The 16,679-nt window shown below is 71.9% G+C and carries 15 protein-coding genes; 3 read left to right on the top strand and 12 right to left on the bottom strand.

Annotated elements, in window-relative coordinates:
* Positions 1 to 102: 102 nt before the first annotated feature.
* Together ACOJTC_RS29615 and ACOJTC_RS29610 are read right to left on the bottom strand one after the other, a co-directional pair.
* Positions 103 to 1,818, bottom strand: a complete 1,716-nt coding sequence (locus ACOJTC_RS29615; protein WP_420119344.1) for a PQQ-dependent sugar dehydrogenase — start codon at positions 1,816 to 1,818, stop codon at positions 103 to 105.
* 31 nt (positions 1,819 to 1,849) lie between these two features.
* Positions 1,850 to 2,914 (bottom strand): SMP-30/gluconolactonase/LRE family protein, encoded by a 1,065-nt coding sequence (locus tag ACOJTC_RS29610; RefSeq protein ID WP_204925334.1) that lies wholly within the window; start codon positions 2,912 to 2,914, stop codon positions 1,850 to 1,852.
* Between the two features lie 537 nt (positions 2,915 to 3,451).
* On the opposite strand from ACOJTC_RS29610, the gene ACOJTC_RS29605 reads away from it, so the two are divergent.
* The gene (locus tag ACOJTC_RS29605; protein ID WP_420119343.1) at positions 3,452 to 4,303 is read left to right on the top strand and encodes an SAM-dependent methyltransferase; all 852 of its coding nucleotides are present in this window, start codon (positions 3,452 to 3,454) and stop codon (positions 4,301 to 4,303) included.
* A gap of 60 nt (positions 4,304 to 4,363) precedes the next feature.
* Here ACOJTC_RS29605 and trpS read toward each other — a convergent pair whose 3' ends face one another.
* From trpS to ACOJTC_RS29575, 6 genes are all read right to left on the bottom strand, one after another.
* Positions 4,364 to 5,380, bottom strand: a complete 1,017-nt coding sequence (trpS, locus tag ACOJTC_RS29600; RefSeq protein WP_420119345.1) for a tryptophan--tRNA ligase — start codon at positions 5,378 to 5,380, stop codon at positions 4,364 to 4,366.
* 257 nt (positions 5,381 to 5,637) lie between these two features.
* Entirely contained in the window at positions 5,638 to 6,651 is a 1,014-nt protein-coding gene (locus tag ACOJTC_RS29595; RefSeq protein ID WP_420119342.1) for a 2-dehydropantoate 2-reductase, read from the bottom strand.
* On the bottom strand, positions 6,648 to 7,862 hold the full coding sequence (locus tag ACOJTC_RS29590) for a cytochrome P450 family protein (RefSeq protein ID WP_420119341.1): 1,215 nt from the start codon (positions 7,860 to 7,862) through the stop codon (positions 6,648 to 6,650). The genes ACOJTC_RS29595 and ACOJTC_RS29590 overlap by 4 nt, the downstream gene beginning before the upstream one ends.
* Positions 7,859 to 8,158, bottom strand: a complete 300-nt coding sequence (locus ACOJTC_RS29585; RefSeq protein ID WP_420119340.1) for a MoaD/ThiS family protein — start codon at positions 8,156 to 8,158, stop codon at positions 7,859 to 7,861. The genes ACOJTC_RS29590 and ACOJTC_RS29585 overlap by 4 nt, the downstream gene beginning before the upstream one ends.
* Before the next feature lie 107 nt (positions 8,159 to 8,265).
* Entirely contained in the window at positions 8,266 to 9,627 is a 1,362-nt protein-coding gene (locus ACOJTC_RS29580) for a DUF5825 family protein (protein WP_420119339.1), read from the bottom strand.
* On the bottom strand, positions 9,624 to 11,492 hold the full coding sequence (locus tag ACOJTC_RS29575) for a RiPP maturation radical SAM C-methyltransferase (protein WP_420119338.1): 1,869 nt from the start codon (positions 11,490 to 11,492) through the stop codon (positions 9,624 to 9,626). Before ACOJTC_RS29575 ends, ACOJTC_RS29580 begins: the two co-directional genes overlap by 4 nt.
* A 607-nt stretch (positions 11,493 to 12,099) precedes the next feature.
* On the opposite strand from ACOJTC_RS29575, the gene ACOJTC_RS29570 reads away from it, so the two are divergent.
* Positions 12,100 to 12,414: a hypothetical protein gene (locus ACOJTC_RS29570; protein ID WP_420119337.1), complete on the top strand. Its 315-nt coding sequence runs from the start codon at positions 12,100 to 12,102 to the stop codon at positions 12,412 to 12,414.
* A 76-nt stretch (positions 12,415 to 12,490) separates the two neighbouring features.
* Here ACOJTC_RS29570 and ACOJTC_RS29565 read toward each other — a convergent pair whose 3' ends face one another.
* Complete coding sequence (locus tag ACOJTC_RS29565) at positions 12,491 to 13,276, bottom strand: class I SAM-dependent methyltransferase (protein WP_420119336.1); 786 nt, start codon at positions 13,274 to 13,276, stop codon at positions 12,491 to 12,493.
* A gap of 47 nt (positions 13,277 to 13,323) precedes the next feature.
* Here ACOJTC_RS29565 and ACOJTC_RS29560 point away from each other — a divergent pair, with 47 nt between their 5' ends.
* A complete protein-coding gene (locus ACOJTC_RS29560) occupies positions 13,324 to 13,902 on the top strand; it encodes a helix-turn-helix transcriptional regulator (RefSeq protein ID WP_088642285.1) in 579 nt (192 codons plus the stop codon).
* On the opposite strand, the gene ACOJTC_RS29555 is transcribed toward ACOJTC_RS29560, so the two are convergent.
* The 3 genes from ACOJTC_RS29555 to ACOJTC_RS29545 all read right to left on the bottom strand — a co-directional run.
* Positions 13,892 to 14,038, bottom strand: a complete 147-nt coding sequence (locus ACOJTC_RS29555) for a hypothetical protein (protein ID WP_204925343.1) — start codon at positions 14,036 to 14,038, stop codon at positions 13,892 to 13,894. The genes ACOJTC_RS29560 and ACOJTC_RS29555 overlap by 11 nt on opposite strands.
* 176 nt (positions 14,039 to 14,214) lie before the next feature.
* Positions 14,215 to 14,988 carry a hypothetical protein gene (locus tag ACOJTC_RS29550; RefSeq protein ID WP_420119335.1) on the bottom strand — a complete coding sequence of 258 codons (774 nt, stop codon included), beginning with the start codon at positions 14,986 to 14,988 and terminating at the stop codon, positions 14,215 to 14,217.
* Between the two features lie 370 nt (positions 14,989 to 15,358).
* Positions 15,359 to 16,679: cellulose binding domain-containing protein (locus ACOJTC_RS29545; RefSeq protein WP_420119334.1), on the bottom strand; the 1,321-nt coding region annotated here is incomplete at its 5' end.

Raw genomic sequence — 16,679 nt, 5'->3', positions numbered from 1 at the left:
GCGGTCGCCGACCGGGGTGGTCGGCGACCGCACCGCAGGCGGTGGGCCGGTCGCGGCCGGACGGTGTGCCGTCGCGGCGGCCGGTACGCCTAGCAGGCCCGGCTACCTGCCCAGGGTCACCTTGAGGATCCGCTCGTTGCTGTTGTTGGGGATGCTGTCCTTGTCACCGCCGGTGCTCGTGGTCAGCCACAGGTTCCCGTCGAGGGTCGGCTCGACGGTCCGCAGCCGGCTGTACGTGCCGACGAAGTACTGCTGCACGTCGGTGAGGGTGTTCCCGCTGATCACCGCCCGGTACATCCGGTTGCCCCGCAGGCAGCCGAGGTAGAGCACGTCCCGGACGATGGCCAGGCCGCTGCACGACGCCTCGGCCACCGGGTAGGTGCGGATCGGGGCGATGAAGTTGGGGTTGGCGCAGCTGCCCGTGGTGCCCTCGCAGGCCGGCCACCCGTAGTTGCCGCCCCGGACGATGATGTTGGTCTCGTCCATGACGTTGTTGCCGAACTCCTGCTCGAAGAGCCGGCCCCGGGAGTCGAACGCCAGCCCCTGCGGGTTGCGGTGCCCGTAGCTCCAGACCGCGTTGCCGAACGGGTTGTCCGACGGCACGGTGCCGTCGGGGCGGATCCGCAGCACCTTGCCGCCCAGGTCGTTGACGTCCTGGGCACGGTCCGGGCTCTGCCCGTCGCCGGGGGCGGCGGAGAGCATCCCGTCCGGGCCGAACCGCAGCCGCCCGCCGTTGTGGTACTTGTTGCGCGGGATACCGGTCAGCAGCACCTGTACCGTGCCGGTCTGCAACGTGCCGTCGTAGCGGATGCGGACGATCCGGTTGTCGGTCGTGGTGGTGTGGTAGATGTACAGCCACCGGTCGGTGGTGAAGCTCGACGACACGGCCAGCCCGAGCACCCCGCCCTCGCCGTTGGTGCCGGCCACGTTGGGCACCGTGCCGATGCTGCGCTTGTTGCTGCCGTCCGGGTTCATCGCGACGACGTCGAACAGGTCACGCCGGCCGTAGAGCACCGTGCCGTCGGGCAGTTGCACCAGCCCCCACGGCAGGTCCCGCTCGGTGGTGACCACCGTGGTGCCGCAGACCGCACTGGTGCAGGCCGACCCGGTACGCACGGTCACCGCGCTGCTCGCCGTGGAGGTGTTGCCCTGCGCGTCCCGGGCGACGACCGTGTAGCGGTACTCGGTGTCGGCGGCCAGCCCGGTGTCGGTGAACGAGGTCGCCGGCGGGTTGCCGGCCGTGCCGGTGACCGAGCCGACCGTCACCCCGCCGCGCAGGATGTCGTACCGGGTGACCGCCACGTTGTCGGTGGACGCCGTCCAGGTCAGGGTCACGTCGGTGCCGTTGGCGGTGGCGGCGAGGTTGGTCGGGGTGGTGGGCCGCTGGGTGTCCGACTGGCAGAACGGCGGCGTCACGGAGAGCGTGGCACTGGCCTGCGACACGTTGCCGGCGGCGTCCCGGGCGTTGACGTACCACCCCCAGGTGACGCCCTGCGCCACGGTGAGGGTGGCGGTGAGCGTGTTGCCGGCGACCGAGGTGACCAGTTGGCCGTCGTGGTAGATGTCGTAGTACGCGACCCCGACGTCGTCCCGGGACGCCGACCAGGCGAGCGTGACCGACTGACAGGTCAGCCGGGTGCTGCGCAGGTAGCCCGGCGCGGTGGGCGGCCGGGTGTCGGCGGCGGCCCGGACGAGGGTCGTCCCGCCCGGCGTGGTCGGTGGGCCGGCGGTGACGGGTGCGCCGGCCAGGACGGTGCAGGCGCTGGTCAGCAGCGCGAGGCCGACGACGCGACGGGGATGGCGAAGACTGGATCGCACGCGATAGGTCCCTTCCTGGAAGCCGGGTGGGTCAGTACGGGTAGCCGGGCACGTTGAGCCGCACGCTGTACAGGCCGGAGTCGTTCGTCCGGCCCGAGGTGACGAAGAGGGTGCGCCGGTCGGACCCGCCGAACGCCACGTTGGTGGTGCCGCTCACGCCGGAGCGGATCGTGCCGAGCTGGCTGCCCGTGGGCGAGTAGACGTGCACCAGCCCGTCGCCGCCGGAGGTCCAGTAGACGTTGCCGGCGCAGTCGATCGTGCCGCCGTCCGGGCCGCCGACGTAGTTGACGAACACGCTGCGGGGGCCGGTGCTGCCGTCGGGCTGGACGGCGTACTTGTAGATCTTGTTCTCGCCGTAGGCGCCGACGTAGAGGGTGCTGCCGTCCGGGGAGAGCGCGATGCCGTTGGGCTGGCGCAGCGCGTCGTCGACCAGCGACACCTGGCCGCCGGAGACGCGGAAGACGCTGGTCCGCCCGCTCATCTGATCGGGCCGGTTGCCCCGCTGGAAGTTGGGGTCGGTGAAGTAGACGACACCGTCCGAGCGGACCGCCACGTCGTTGGGCGAGTTGAACGCCCGGCCCTGGTAGTTGCCGGCGACGACCCCCCGGGCCAGGTTGTCGAGCCGGTACGTCGAGACGCTGCGCTGGTCGTGCGTGGCGGCGACGAGCTGCTGCCCGTCGGGGGTGAGCGCGAGCCCGTTGCTGCCGGCGTTGCCGAGGAACGTGTCGAAGGTGGCCGGCGGGGTGAACCGCCGGATCGTCGACGGCTGGACGTTCTCCGACCCGGTCGGCGCGGCCATGTCGGAGAAGAGCAGGTAGCCCCGGTCGGCGATCCAGACGGGCCCCTCCAGGAACGCGAACCCGCCCCGGATCTTCGTGGCCGTGACCGAGGTCGACGGCAGCGGCGGGCCGTAGCCGGTGCCGGCCGGGCAGACACCGGGCGGTGCGCCGGGTGGGCCGGCCAGGGTGGCGGACTGCCCGGTCGACAGGGCGGCCCGCAGGGACGGCGCGGGCGCGGTGCCGGGGCCCGCCGGGACGGCGGCGGGCAGGGCGAGCAGAAGGCTGGCCAGCGCGGTGGCGGCCGGTTGCAGGACCATCGGGAACTCCGATCGGCGAACGGACCCGCCGTCGTCGGCGGTCGCGGGGTGGTGGCACCGAAATCGATCTACCGGTATCGATGCATCATGGGGAGCATAAATTAGGAACCACCGCACCGCATGGGTGACGATCCGCCGATCCCGGCCGGGATCCGGATTTCTCACTAAGATGCTGGTCAATGTGGCTCGATTGTCCGCCGCCCCCGGACGCCGACCGTCGACGGAGTCCACATGCTGATCGGGACCGGTCGATGGAGTCCCCCGAGGGCCGTCCGGCCGTTCCGGGAAGACCTGTCGCCGCCGCCGGTACGACGATCCGTCAGCGACCATCGTGGACGGGTCGACTGTGGACCCCGAACGGGCCACGGGGCGCGACGACGGTTCCGATTCGTGCCCACCTGCCGCGTTACCGACAGAGGCGGAATCGACGTTGGGAGCGCGCTCATCTACCCTCAGGGCAGATCCGACCCACGTCGTGGGCCGGCACCGGTTCGGCAGCCATGGGTGTCGTGGTCTCCCCGCCAGTATTCACCGACCATGGCCCTGTTCGGAGGGATCGAAGCGTTGACGAGCGACAAGGCGGCGCCGCCGGGCGTCGACACGACCCGACCCAGCATCGCCCGGGTGTACGACTACTACCTCGGCGGCAAGGACAACTTCGCGGTCGACCGGGAAGCCGCCCAGATGGCGATGCAGGTGACCCCGGACGGTCCGGAGGCCGGGCGGGCCTGCCGGGCCTTCCTGCGCCGGTCGGTCCGCTACCTGGCCGCCGAAGCCGGCATCCGCCAGTTCCTCGACCTCGGCTCCGGCCTGCCCACCCGGGGCAACGTGCACGAGATCGCCCACCAGGTCGACCCGGACGCCCGGGTGGTCTACGTGGACAACGACCCGATGGCCCTCGCCCACGGACGCGCCCTGCTCGCCGACGCCCGGACCACCACCGTGGTCGGGGCCGACGTGCGGCAGCCGGACGAGCTGCTGGCGGAGATGCGCGACCGCAAGCTGATCGACTTCGACCAGCCGGTCGGGCTGCTGCTCCTGGCGATCCTGCACCACCTGCACGACGACGACGACCCCGCCGGGGTGGCCCGCCGGCTGATCGACGCCCTCCCCTCCGGCAGCTACCTGGCCATCTCGCACTTCTACGACCCGGGTGCGGCCCAGCCGGAGGTCTCGGCGAAGGCGCGGGCGGTGGAGAAGGTCTTCAACGAGACGCTGGGCACCGGCCGGTGGCGTACCCGGGACGAGATCCTCGGCTTCTTCGGCGACCTGGAGCTGGTCCCGCCCGGGCTGGTCCCGCTGGCCGAGTGGCACCCGGACGGCGAGGAGGACACCAGGCAGACCGCCACCTACCACACGATCGTCGGTGGGGTGGCCCGCAAGGCCTGAGCACGGGCGCTGCCGTCGACGACGTGACCGGCCCCCACCCGGGGGCCGGCCCGGCCGGCGTCAGTAGCAGGTGTTCATCGCCGCCCGTACCTCGGTCAGGGTGGCATCGGCCACCGCCCGCGCCCGCTCGTTGCCCTCGCTCAGGACGGCCCGCAGGTGGGCCCGGTCCTGCCCGTACTCGGCCCGACGGGCGCGGATCGGGGCCAGGTACTCGTTGACCGACTCGGTGACGACCTTCTTGAGCGCCGCCGCCCCCGCCGACCCGATGTCGGCGGCCACCTGCTCCGGGCTGCGCCCCTGGCACAGGGCCGCCAGCAGCAGCAGCGACGACACCTCCGGGCGGGTGGCCGGGTCGTAGCTGATGTGCCGCTCCGAGTCCGTCTTCGCCCCCTTGACCAGCCGGGCGGTCTCGTCGACGGTGGCGGCGAGCGTGATGGCGTTGTTCCGGCTCTTGCTCATCTTGGTGCCGTCCGTGCCGAGCAGCAGCGGGGCGCTCGACAACAACGCGTCGGGCTGGGGGAACACCACCGAACCGGCGCCGTACCGGTCGTTGAAACGACGGGCGATCGTCCGGGTGAGTTCGAGGTGCGGAAGTTGGTCCTGGCCGACCGGAACCAGATTCGCCTTGCAGAACAGGATGTCGGCGGCCTGGTGGACGGGATAGGTGAACATCAACCCGCTGACGGCGGACTGCCGCGAGTGCGCGATCTCGTCCTTGACGGTGGGATTGCGGTTGAGTTCCGACACCGAGACGAGACTGAGAAACGGCAGCATCAACTGGTTGAGTGCCGGCACCGCCCCGTGCGTGAAGATCGTGCTGCGGGCCGGGTCCACGCCGATGGCCAGGTAGTCCAGCACCAGTTCCTCGACGTGCTGGAGCAGATTGTCCGCCACGTCGCGGTCGGTGAGGACCTGGTAGTCCGCGATGACCACGAACAACTCCACCCCGAGTTCCTGGAGCCGGACCCGGTTGTGCAGCGTGCCGAAGAAGTGACCGAGGTGCAGGCGGCCCGTGGGGCGGTCACCGGTGAGCACCCGGAACCGCCCCGGGTCCGTGCGGATCAGCTCCTCCAGCACGGCGCTGCGGGCCTGCGCGGCGGACGTCCCGAGCGCATCGGCCGGCCCGGCGCAGGCAGCGGCACCGGCGTCTTCGGTCTGGGGTACGGCGGTATTCACAGGATCTCCTGAAGGGTCGGTCTCGACGCCATGATTGCACGGCGAGCGCATCGGGGAACGGCAAAGGGACCCCGATCCGAAACGGCGTCACGCTCCCCCGGGCGGACGCCACCGAACTGACCTCGGCCGTTGGCCCGGACCCGACGGACGGCCCGCCCTCACTTCTGCCCGACGGTCCGGGATATGCGCGTGGCGAGCAGTTCGTGCAGCATCCCGTGCAGCGGCGCCGGCCGTCCGGCCCGCCCGGCCAGTCGGACGACGGCACCCGTCCAGGCATCGAACTCCGACAGTCTCCCGGCGAGGATGTCCCTTTGCAGCGAGGTGGTGCTGTCCGCCGGTTGCCGGTCCATCAGCGCCACCGCCGTATCCGGCGCGTCCGGCGGCAGCGCGATTCCGAGCGCAATTCCGGTCTCGTATATCTCGCGCATGCCCGTGACCAGCATCCGGCGGGTGCCGGGGCGGGAACGGAGTTCGCCGACCGTCGCCCCGCCGGTGGCCGCGCCGAGGCTGCCGACCGGCACCACCAGCAGGAACTTCGCCCACAGTGCGGCCCAGATGTCGGCCGGTTCCAGCACGTCCACCCCCGCCCCGCGCAGCAGCCCGCGCAGGCGGAACACCCGGTCGGACGCGCCGCCGTCCCACTCCGCGAAGCCCAACGCGCCAGGCGGACCGTGGTAGCGCACCTCGCCCGGCGCGACGGGGGTGGCGACCACCCGGGCCAGGCCGGGCAGCACCCGGGCACGGCCGAGCCGGGCCGCCACCTGCTCCGGCGCCTCGACCCCGTTCTGCACGGTGACCACCGCGGTGTCCGGGCCGACCAGTGGGTCCAGCGCGTCCAGGGCCGGGGGCAGGTGCGGGGTCTTGACGCAGAGCAGCACGTAGTCGACGGGACCGAGGTCGTGCGGGTCGTCCGACGCGCGCAGCGCCGGAGCCACCCAGTCCCCCGCGTCGCCGGTGACCCGCAGCCCCGTGCGACGCAGCGCGGCGAGGGTCGTACCCCGGGCGAGGAACCGGACGTCGTGCCCGGCGGCGGCGAGGCGGCCACCGAGGTACCCGCCCACGCCGCCGGCCCCGACCACGGCGATGCTCGCGCCCACCGGCGGACCGTCCCCGCCCGCCGGCCCGGCGTCGGTACGACCCGCACCGGCGTCCACCCGCGACCGGGCCGTCATCGGGGCAGCCGCCTGCCGACCCGCAGGGGGAGCGCCTCCAGGCCCCGGCTCAGCGAGCTGTCCGCCACCCAGACGACCTTCTCGGAGGGCACCGCGAGGGCGAGTTCCGGCAGGCGGCGCAGCAGGGTGGCGAAGGCGATCTCGCCCTGGAGCCGGGCCAGCGGGGCCCCGATGCAGAAGTGTGTGCCGTGGCCGAAGGACAGGTGCCGGTTCGGCGACCGGGTGACGTCGAACCGTTCCGGGTCGTCGTACACCTCGGGATCGTGGCCGGCGGCGGAGAGCGACAGGTGCACGAAGCTGCCCCGGGCGATGTCCACCCCGCCGAGGCACATGTCCCGGGTGGCGACCCGCAGCGAGGCCCAGCCCGCCGACCCCTCGTAGCGCAGGATCTCCTCGATCGCCCCGGGGATCAGGTCGGGGTCGGCGCGCAGCATCGCGAGCTGGTCGGGGTGCCGCAGCAGCAGCAGGGTGCCGTTGCCGACCATGTTCGCGACCGTCTTGTGCCCGGCGATGATCAGCAGCAGGATCGTCGACAGCAGCTCCCGGTCGGTGAGCGCGTCCTCGTCCCGGGCCCGGACGAGTTCGCTCAGCAGGTCGGTGCCGAGGTTCGCCCGCCGCTGCGCCACCAGGGCGGTGAAGTAGTCGGAGAACTCGTCGCTCGCCGCCTTCAGCTCGCTCTCCGCGTGCTGCAACGGGTCCTGGCTGAGCACGTAGCTCCACCGCTGGAACAGCGGCCGGTCCTGCACCGGGATGCCCAGGTACTCGCAGATGACGATGAGCGGCAACGGCAGTGCGAACGCGGTCACCAGGTCGATCTCGCCGCCGTCGGGGAACGCGTCGATGAGGTCGTCCACGACGGCCTGGATGCGTGGCCGGAGCCGGGCGACCACGGCGGGCAGGAACGCGCGGCTGATCGGCTTCTTGAGCCGGGTGTGCTTCGGCGGGTCGGCGAAGCCCAGGTTGCCGACGACCAGCAGGCTGTTGGTCGCCGCCTTGTCCCGGTACCGGGCGGGCAGGTTCTCGATCTGCTTGGACAGGCGTGGATCGCCGAACGCCTCCTCGACGACCCGGTTCGCGAGGACGGCGTACGCCTCGGCACCGGGCGGGACGTCCATCCGGTGCACCGGGCACCGGGAGCGCAGCTCCGTCGTCGCCGCGTGGGGCGAGTCCCCCGGATCGGTGAAGTACGTCGTGGGCAGCACCTCCGTCATCGCGACCCCCGACCTCCCGGCTCGCCGCTGCCACCGGCCACCGCCGGGATGATCCAGACCAGGTCGTCCCGGCCGACCTTCGTCTCCAGGCCGTCCAGGCCCCTGATGTCGTCGTCGTTGAGGTAGACGTTGACGTAGCGCTTGACCCGCTGGTCCCCGTCCACGATCTTGTCGAGCAGCCCCGGGGCGGCGCGGTCGAGCCGGACGAGCACCTCGCGGATGCTGTCGCCCTCGACGGAGAACAGCCGCCGACCGCCGGTCAACGCGTGGAAGGCCGCCGGGACCTTGACGGTCACGACGGGCGCCGGCGACGGTGTGCCGGTGCCGTGGGCAGATTCGGACATGACTGGGTTACCTCCTGGACAGGTTTCCTGACGTCACCGGCGCGGTCGCGGCGCGGTGGTCAGGGTGGGAACTCGATCTCGATCTCGGTACGCAGCTCCGCCGGCAGGCGTACGTCCAGCGGCTCGCACCCCTGCGGTCCGGGCCGCCAGCCCGCCACCCGGTGGATCAGCCGGTCACCGCTGGCCCGGACGTACCAGATCACGTTCACCGGCCAGCCGGACTGGCGGAACAGGTACTCGTCCATGCCGGTGGGCTGCTCGCTGAGCCGTTGCCGACGTTCGTGCGGTGGACCGATCTCGTGCCAGTTCGGGTGGGAGTGCACCGAGCCGAGCAGTTCCCGACCGTGCACGGAGTGCTGTTTGATGGCCTGCAGCACCCCCTCGTCGGCGCACCAGAACCCGCGTTCGGTGTCCCGGTAGACCTCGCCGAAGCGGGGGGCGATCCGCTCCTCGAACTCGGCGATGACGCTCTCGTCCCGCCCCCGGACGTTCGGCACGAACTCGATGTCGGTGACGGTGATCGCGGCGTCGTCCACCTGCCCGAACAGCAGCGCCGACGCGCGGGGCGGGTGGTGGGGCACCCCGTCGGCGTCCCGGCTGTCCAGACACCGCCGGTATTCCCGTACGGCGTCGGCGACGAAACGGCGCGCGGCGGCGGGAGCGAACCGGACCGCCCGGGGCAGGTCGCCCGGCCCGCCCGGGGCGGGGTCCGCGTCGGTCGCGTCGTCGCGCTTCTTCCCGGCCGAGGCCAGGGTGCCACCCAGCAGGGCCGCGCCCAGCGGCCACGAACGCATGTGCACCGGCAGGGTCACGCAGTGGTCGCCGAGGCGCAGCAGCAGCCCGTCGTCCACCAGCCGGCGGGCGGCGTCGGCCTCGGCCGGCCCGGCGGTCAGCTCGGCCCACGGGCAGCCCGGCAACGCCCGGAGGAAGACGTCGATCCGGGTGGGGTCGTCCAGGACCAGCCGGCGCACGGGCCGGTGACGCTGGTCGACGACGGCCAGGAACCCCGGGCCCCGACGGAAGTGGAGCAGGCCGAACGTCCGGGTGGAGCGCCACCCGTCGACCGCCGTGGTCCCGCTGCCGCGCACCGTCGCCCGCATGGGGGCGGGCAGGTGGTCGAGGTGCCGCACGAGGTGCCGCCGCTGCGCGTCCAGGACCAGCGACCAGGTGACCGGTACGCCGATCGAGGAGCACTCGCGCAGCAACGCGACGATCCGCGCGGCGGTCCGGTCGGGCAGTGTGGACAGGTCGACGGGTTCGGCCAGCCGTACCCCGCCGACGGGGACCCGGGTCAGCAGCTCCACGAACTCCCCGCTGGTGGGCAGCTCCGCCGGGTCGAGGGTGAGCGTGGCCGGCCGCCCGCCCGCCGGGACGGGTGTGCCGGGGGCCCGCAGGTCGTCGATCGTCAGTGACGTGCTCATCGGGACGCCACCACCTCCCTGCCGTCGATCAGCTTCCGCCGGTACGGGTCGACGTCGAGTGCGACGGCGACGTACCGTTCCTCGTCCTCGAAGGCCAGGCCCCGGTCGACGAACCAGCGGAGCATCCGGTCGAGCCCGTCGGCGGTGACGGGGTGCCCGCTGTCGGCGAGCCGTCGGGCGATGCCCGCCCGGCCGGCGACCTGGAACATGCCGAGGTAGACGTTGCTGTGGACGTCGTCCAGCTCGATCGTCTCCTCGGGCCAGCTGGCCCGGCGGTCCTCGATGGTCACCCGCCCCCGGTCGTCGACCCGGTAGGACAGGTCACCGCCCCGGTACGCCTGCGCCCAGCGTTCGACGCCCTGCTTCAGCTCGTCCTCGATCGGGCCGACGATGCCCTGGTCGCGGGTGTCGAAGAGATAGACCAGGTCGTACAGCTCGTCGCGCGGGACCTGGTAGATGAAGTCGTATATCTCGGCCGGCCGGCGGTACATGAACCCCTGGGTCGGGTCCTCGAAGTAGGGGCTGAAGCGTTCCAGCGCTATCCGCCAGGCCCCGGTCGGCGGTTGGAGGTGTTCCAGGGTGGCGAACTTGCCCAGCAGCCGCCGGTAGTCGTCCTCGGTCTCACCGGGGAAGCCGTAGAGGATGTTCCAGGTGACGTTGAGGCCGAGGTCGTGACCGTCGCGCAGCATCCGGACGTTGTGCGCGGCGCTGACGCCCTTGTCCATCAGGCGCAGCACGTGGCTGCTGAGGCTCTCGATGCCGGGCTGTACGTAGGTGACGTTCGCCTGTTTCAGGGCGCGCAACTGGTCCCGGGTCATGTTGGACTTGATCTCGTAGTGCACCCGCAGGTCGCAGTCGAGGGCGGCCATCGCCGGAATGGCCGTGTTCAGGTACTTCATGTCGAGGATGTTGTCGACCATGATCAGGTCCAGGACCCGGTACCGCTGCGCCAGTTCCACCACCTCACCGGCGATGCGGTCGGGGGCCTTGCTGCGGAAGTCGATGTTCGACCCGTTCAGCCCGCAGAAGGTGCACTGGTGGACCTCGCCCCACCAGCAGCCCCGCGAGGTCTCCAGGACCACCATCGGCCGGACCTGGGGTGCGAACGACGTCTCCGCCAGGGCCCGGAAGTAGCTGTCGTAGTTGGGCGCGGGCACCATCGCGAACGGCAGCGCGCCGCGTGCCGGCGGATTCACCACCGTCCGCCCCTCGTGCCGCCAGCTCAGCCCCGGCACGTCCGCGAGGTCGGCGCCCGAGGCGATCCGGTCGAGCAGCATGGGCAGCGAACGTTCGCCCTCGCCGCTGAGCACGAAGTCGAGTTGGGGGAAGTTGCGGTGCAACGCCGGGCCCTGGAGCCCGTCGCAGTTGCTGCCGCCCATCGCCGTACGGATGCCCGGCACGAGTCGCTTCAGCTCCCGCGCCAATGCCAGGGAGGGCACGTTCTGCATGAAGGTGCTGGTGAAGCCGACCAGGTCAGGAGGGTCGGCGGCGATCTGTTCGGCGAGCCGTCGGACGAACCCGCGGGCGTACCGCTGCATCGCGACGGGGGCGTCCGGGTCCACGCCGCGCTGCCTGAGGAACTCGGCGAACTCGGGGACCCGGTAGCTGTCGATGTCGTACAGCGCCGGGGTGAAGACCCAGTCGCCGACGCCGTGGAACACCTGGTCCGCCACGTTGCCGTAGTCGGTCGGCGTGAGGGTGCCGCCGCTCTCGACGAGCAGGTGCTCGGCCCACCGGAGGTTGGCGTACAGTTCGTCGATCTCCCAGTTGGCGGCGTGCCTGCGGACACACTGCCCCAGGATTCCCAGCGCGCTGGACGGGGTGTCGAGACCCTGCCAGGGCATGGCGACCATCAGGAGCTTCACGGTTTTCCACCAGCTTCTTCCGTCGCGGTCGATAATGTGCGGTGCTTTCGCGGGACGCGCGTCACCGCAATTCGGGGACCGCTGCCCGATCTTTTCCGCGGTGGTTCGCCGACAATGTGCCGGCGCTCTACCGCAGCATGCCGGCCCGCGCCGCGAGGGGGCACGGGGAGGCATTCAGAGCAATTTTCGGTGGCTGTCGCCCGGCTCTCTGCGCCGTCCCGGGCGGGGCGGCCGACGCTCGCCACCGGGCCTGTCGCACTGCCGGACTGCCATCATGTCAGGCCCGCCGTACGACCTCCAGCCTTAACACACGTTAACGCTGGAATTGATGACGGTCAAGTGAAGTTGTCATCCGGCAAGGACTCGTGGGATTCTCGCCTCCGACATTCTCGATAACGGCGAATGCGGGCACGCAGCACGCTGCGGCAATTTCTGCCAGGGCAGATGTTGAATGGTCAACCGCCATCGGAATAATTGATCGGAAATGGCGGCACCGGCGCGGCGGACCGCCCGCGCGGGAGGGCGGCGGTGATCGCCCCCCGGCCGACGGCTGATGGTCTAGCCTCCGAGAGACAGATACATCCCCGACGATCCAGCGGAGGACACGATGGCCATTCGGCGACATCTGCTGCGTACGCTCGCGGCCGCCGTGGCGGCGACGACCCTGACGGCCCTGGCACCGGCCGGAGCGGCGCAGGCGGCCTGCACGACGAGCAGCTTCACCGTCGTCTGGGACTACGCGGGCATGTACACCGCGCCCAACGAGTCGACGCTGTACGGCACCCGCCGTTACGGGCAGGTCGTCACCGGCCCGACCGGCAACACCGGCAACGGCTGGACGCTGACCTACGACTACTGGAACGGCCTGCCGCTCTGGGCGTACATGAAGGACGCCGCGTTGCAGTACCGCGGCTGCGCCTGACCCGCCCGGCCGCCGCGGGAACCGATCCGGCTGCGGTCCCGCGCCGGTCCACCGTCAGACCGGCGCGGGCCGGTGCTCAGCGGCGGGCCAGCCAGACCGTCCGCTCGGTACGGACGCCGAGGTCGTCGCGGCCCGGCAGTTCCGCCACGGCCGCGTCGAGGGCGGCGAGGTCGGCCGGGGAGAGCCGGTCCGCCAGCCCGTGCCGCATCCGGCCCAGCGAGACCTGCGCGTAACGGACGGCGGCGGCGGGCAGCGGGGGGCGCAGGTCGATGTCGAAGCGCCGCTCGGTCACCGAACGGAAGCCGGCCTGCGTCATCCGCTCCCCCCAGTTCTCGTGCATGTGCAGGCCCGCCTCGTGCCGGCGCTTCGCCGCCTCGTCGTGCACCCGCCGCTCCACCTGCTCGCCCGGCGTGCCGGTGAGGAAGCGGGGGAACGCGTCCACCTCGGCGACCACCAGCAGCCCGTCCGGCTGCAGCGCGCCGAACGCCGAGGCGAGCGCGGTCGCCGGATCGGCCAGGTGGTGCAGGGACGCGGCGGCCCAGATCACCCCGGCCGGCCCGAGGTCGGGCCAGGGGCGGTCGAGGTCGGCCTGCACGGTCCGGATCCGGTCGCCCAGCCCGGCGGCGTCGGCCCGGGAACGCAGGTGGGCCAGCATCTCCGGGGAGAGGTCGACCGCGGTGACGGTGGCACCGGGCAGCTCCCGGGCGAGGGCGAGGGAGGCCGTGCCGCTGCCGGCCCCCAGGTCGACCACGTGGGGCTGCCCGACGGCCTCCCGGCCGACCCAGCCGATCACGTCGCGGAAGTAGTCGTGCAGGACCTCGGCGTCCAGGTCGAGCAGCTCGATCAGGTGGTCGTGTGCCATGCGGCGACGGTAGCCGGGCCATGCCCCTACGGCATAGCATCTTGCGCATGAAGCAAGACAGGGATCTGGAGGACCTGGTCCGCCAGCGCGTACGCAGCCTGCGGCTGGCGCGCGGCTGGTCGCTGGAGGAACTGGCCCGACGCTGCCTGATCAGCCCCTCCACGCTCAGCCGGATCGAGACCGGGCACCGCCGGATCGCCCTGGACCAGGTCGCCACCATCGCCCGGGTGCTGGGCATCACGCTCGACCGGCTGGTCGAGTCCGACGCCGACGACGACGTCGTGATCCGCCCGCACTGCGACGAGAACCGGGGCGTCACCACCTGGTTGCTGTCCCGGGACAGCAACCAGACGGTCGCCAAGCTGCGGATCACCCGGGACGTCCCGACCGACCTGCGGGTGCACCCGGGGCGGGACTGGTTCACCGTGCTGTCCGGCACGATCGTCCTGCGCCTCGGCGAGCGGACGATCCTCGTCGGCACCAACGAGGCCGCCGAGTTCTCCACCCTGGTCCCGCACGCGTTCGGCGCACACGACGGCCCGGCCGAGATCCTCTGCATCCTCGACCACGAGGGCGAGCGCAGTCACCTGGGCCCGCACCACCACCCGCCGCCGGTCAGCCGGTGATCACCGGCCAGGCGTAGGCCAGCAGGGCGCACGCCGCCCCGAGCAGGGCGAGCGAGACGCCCCGGCTGGGGATGGGCAGCGCGGCGAGCACGATCAGGATGACCGCGACGACATAGAGGAACGCCTGTACCGACATGACACTCTCCTCGACGGTGGACTGACGGACGGTGCCGTCTCTACCCCCACCGACCCGGTCGGGAAACCCGTGTCCGGCCCGGAGTCGAACCCCGGACCCTCCGGATCGGACGGTGCCGGCCGGGGACCGCTCGGCCCCCGGCCGGCCCGCCCGTCGGCGGTCGCCGCAGCCGGGTGTCAGCAGCCGAGCCGCTTGGTGGACAGCGCGATGTCGTCGATCCAGAGGTTGAACTCGCCAGGCGTCGTGCCGCCCTGGTAGAGCTGCCAGCCGATCTTCACGGTGTCCACCGCCGGCAGGACGAACGGGACCTCGTTGCCGCCGTGGTCGGTGGTGGAGGCGGTCAGCTCCGGGTTCGCCACCCCGTCGATCCACACCGCGACCCGGTTGTCCGTCGGGTCGAGCTTCCACTCGAAGCACTGCCAGGTGTCCTCGACGACCGGGGCCGACTCCCGCCAGTTGGTCCAGTCGCCGGTCGGGCCACCGTCCGCGCCCACCCCCCAGAAGGTGCCGGGGACGGTGGGCGCGTACTGGCCGCCGATCGGGCGGACGACCTCCGAGCTGCCGCTGCCGGTCGCCTCCACCAGCGTGAAGTGCGCCCAGTCCGGGGCGGTGGGGAAGGCGTCCACGCGCAGCCGCATCCGCCCGTAGAAGCGGTTGCCCGGCGCGGCGAAGTCGTCGACGCGCAGGAAGGCCCGGCCGTTGTCGACGGTCCGGACGTGCAACACCTGGTTGCCGTGCTTGGCGCGCTCCACCGTGAGCGTGCCGTGGCGGGTGTCGACGCCCCACTTCAGCGTGCTGGGGCCCTCTGGAGGCAGGCGCTCGAAGTCCTCGCAGAACAACAGGTCGCGGTGGCACGTGCGCGGGGCGGCGTCCGAGACACCGGCCGGGACGCTGCCGGCGGTGACGCCGAGGATCAGGGCCGCGGTGAGTACCGCGAGGGAACTGCGCATGGTCGTCCTCCATGAGGGGGTGATCGCTGCCGGATGGGCGGGCCGGTGGAACTGCCGGCCGGCGGGTCGACTGCCCGTCGTCGTGGCGGTGGCCCGGCGGACGGCACGCGCCGGTCGAGGCGACGTGCGGCCGGCACCGCGCTGCTCCCGCGTACACCGGTTCCCCAGCGCGGTTGCCCCCGTGCTGCGGTGCTGTGAGCCATTCCAGCACGGCCGTCCCGCCCTAGCAATATCGACAACCATCAGCACAGCTCACTCCGGCGAGGCGACCGGCCGGGCTGACCGGCGACACGGGTGAGGGCCCCGCCGGTCAGACCGGCGGGGCCCTCGGGTGCTCATCCGCTGCGGCGTTGCACCGCAGCCGGGCCCGTCAGTTGCAGGTGGTGCCGTTGAGCGTGAACGGCGCCGGGACGGTGGGGGACCCGCTGGCGGTGAAGCCGAAGCTGACCGCCCCGTTGGTCGGGATGCTGGCGTTGTGGCTCTCGTTGCCCACCGTGACCGCCGCGCCGGTCTGCTGGAAGACACCGTTCCAGTGGCCCTGGACCAGCTGGCTGCCGGGGAAGGTCCAGCCGAGCGACCAGCCGTTGACGGCCGGGCCGTCGTTGTAGACGGTGACGCTGACGTTGAAGCCGGTGTTCCAGGAGTTGGTCACCACGTACGACACCCGGCAGGTGCTCGCCAGGGTGGTGGCCGGCCGGATGTCGCCGTAGTCGTCCCGGGCGGTGGCGAAGTCCTGGAAGCCGAAGCCGGGACCGGCCGACCGGGTGGTGGTGCCCGCCGCGAGGACGGTGCCGTTGGCGTTGACCGAGTAGACCGGCCCGCCGCTGTCGCCGCCCCGGGCCGACTCGTCGCCGTCGAGCTGGGTGGCCTCGACCAGGTCCTCGATGTCGTCGTAGTGGAAGTCGACCCGCAGGTTGCAGACCGGCCCGCCGATCTCACCGGCCGAGGTGTACCCCGACTGGCAGAGCAGCTGCCCGGGGAAGACCTCGGTCCAGCCGGTCACCTGGGCGCGTACCTCGTCGTTCTGCCCGCCGACGTAGATGTGGCTGCCCGGCGAGGAGGTGGAGACCAGCATGGTGTCGTGGTCGTCGTTGCTGGCGACCGAGTAGCCGATCAGCGTGCCGCTGTTGGTGTTCGTGTTCCAACCGACGTGCCAGGGCTGACCGATGGGGCCGCAGTGTTCTGCGGTGAGCAGGTAGCCCACGTTGGTGGTGTGGTTGCGGACGCCGAAGCCGGCGGTGCAGGCGTAGGTGGTCAGCCCGATGCCGATGCCGCCGTCGTACGGCGCGGAGTCGTTGTACCGGGACCGCTCGACCATCCGCTCGCGGACGACGGTGCGCGTGCTGACCCCGGTCGCCGGCAGCTTCGGCTGCTTGGCGCTGATCTTCGGGTCGACGGCGACCTCGATCCCGGAGCCGTCGGTCCGCAGCCGGACGGCGTGCGTGGCGTCCTTCGGGTCGGCGTCGACGACGGGGGTGAGCTTCGCCGCCGCCTTCTTCAGCTCGGTGCGGGAGTAGGTGGCCCCGACGACCTCCACCGGGGCGGTACGGCGTGCGGTCGCCACCGCCGCCGCAACGTCACCGGGCAGGGTGCCCTTCCACCAGAGGGTGACGTGGTCGTCCACCAGGCCGATGCCGGCGTAGCCACGCGGCGCGCCGGCCTCGACGGCGGTGCGCACGACGTTGGCCGCG

It is taken from the genome of Micromonospora sp. (genome assembly GCF_048594385.1).
GTDB classification, from domain to species: domain Bacteria; phylum Actinomycetota; class Actinomycetes; order Mycobacteriales; family Micromonosporaceae; genus Micromonospora; species Micromonospora wenchangensis.
Note: the sequence above shows the minus strand (reverse complement) of the source record. Positions and strands in the feature narration are given on the sequence as shown.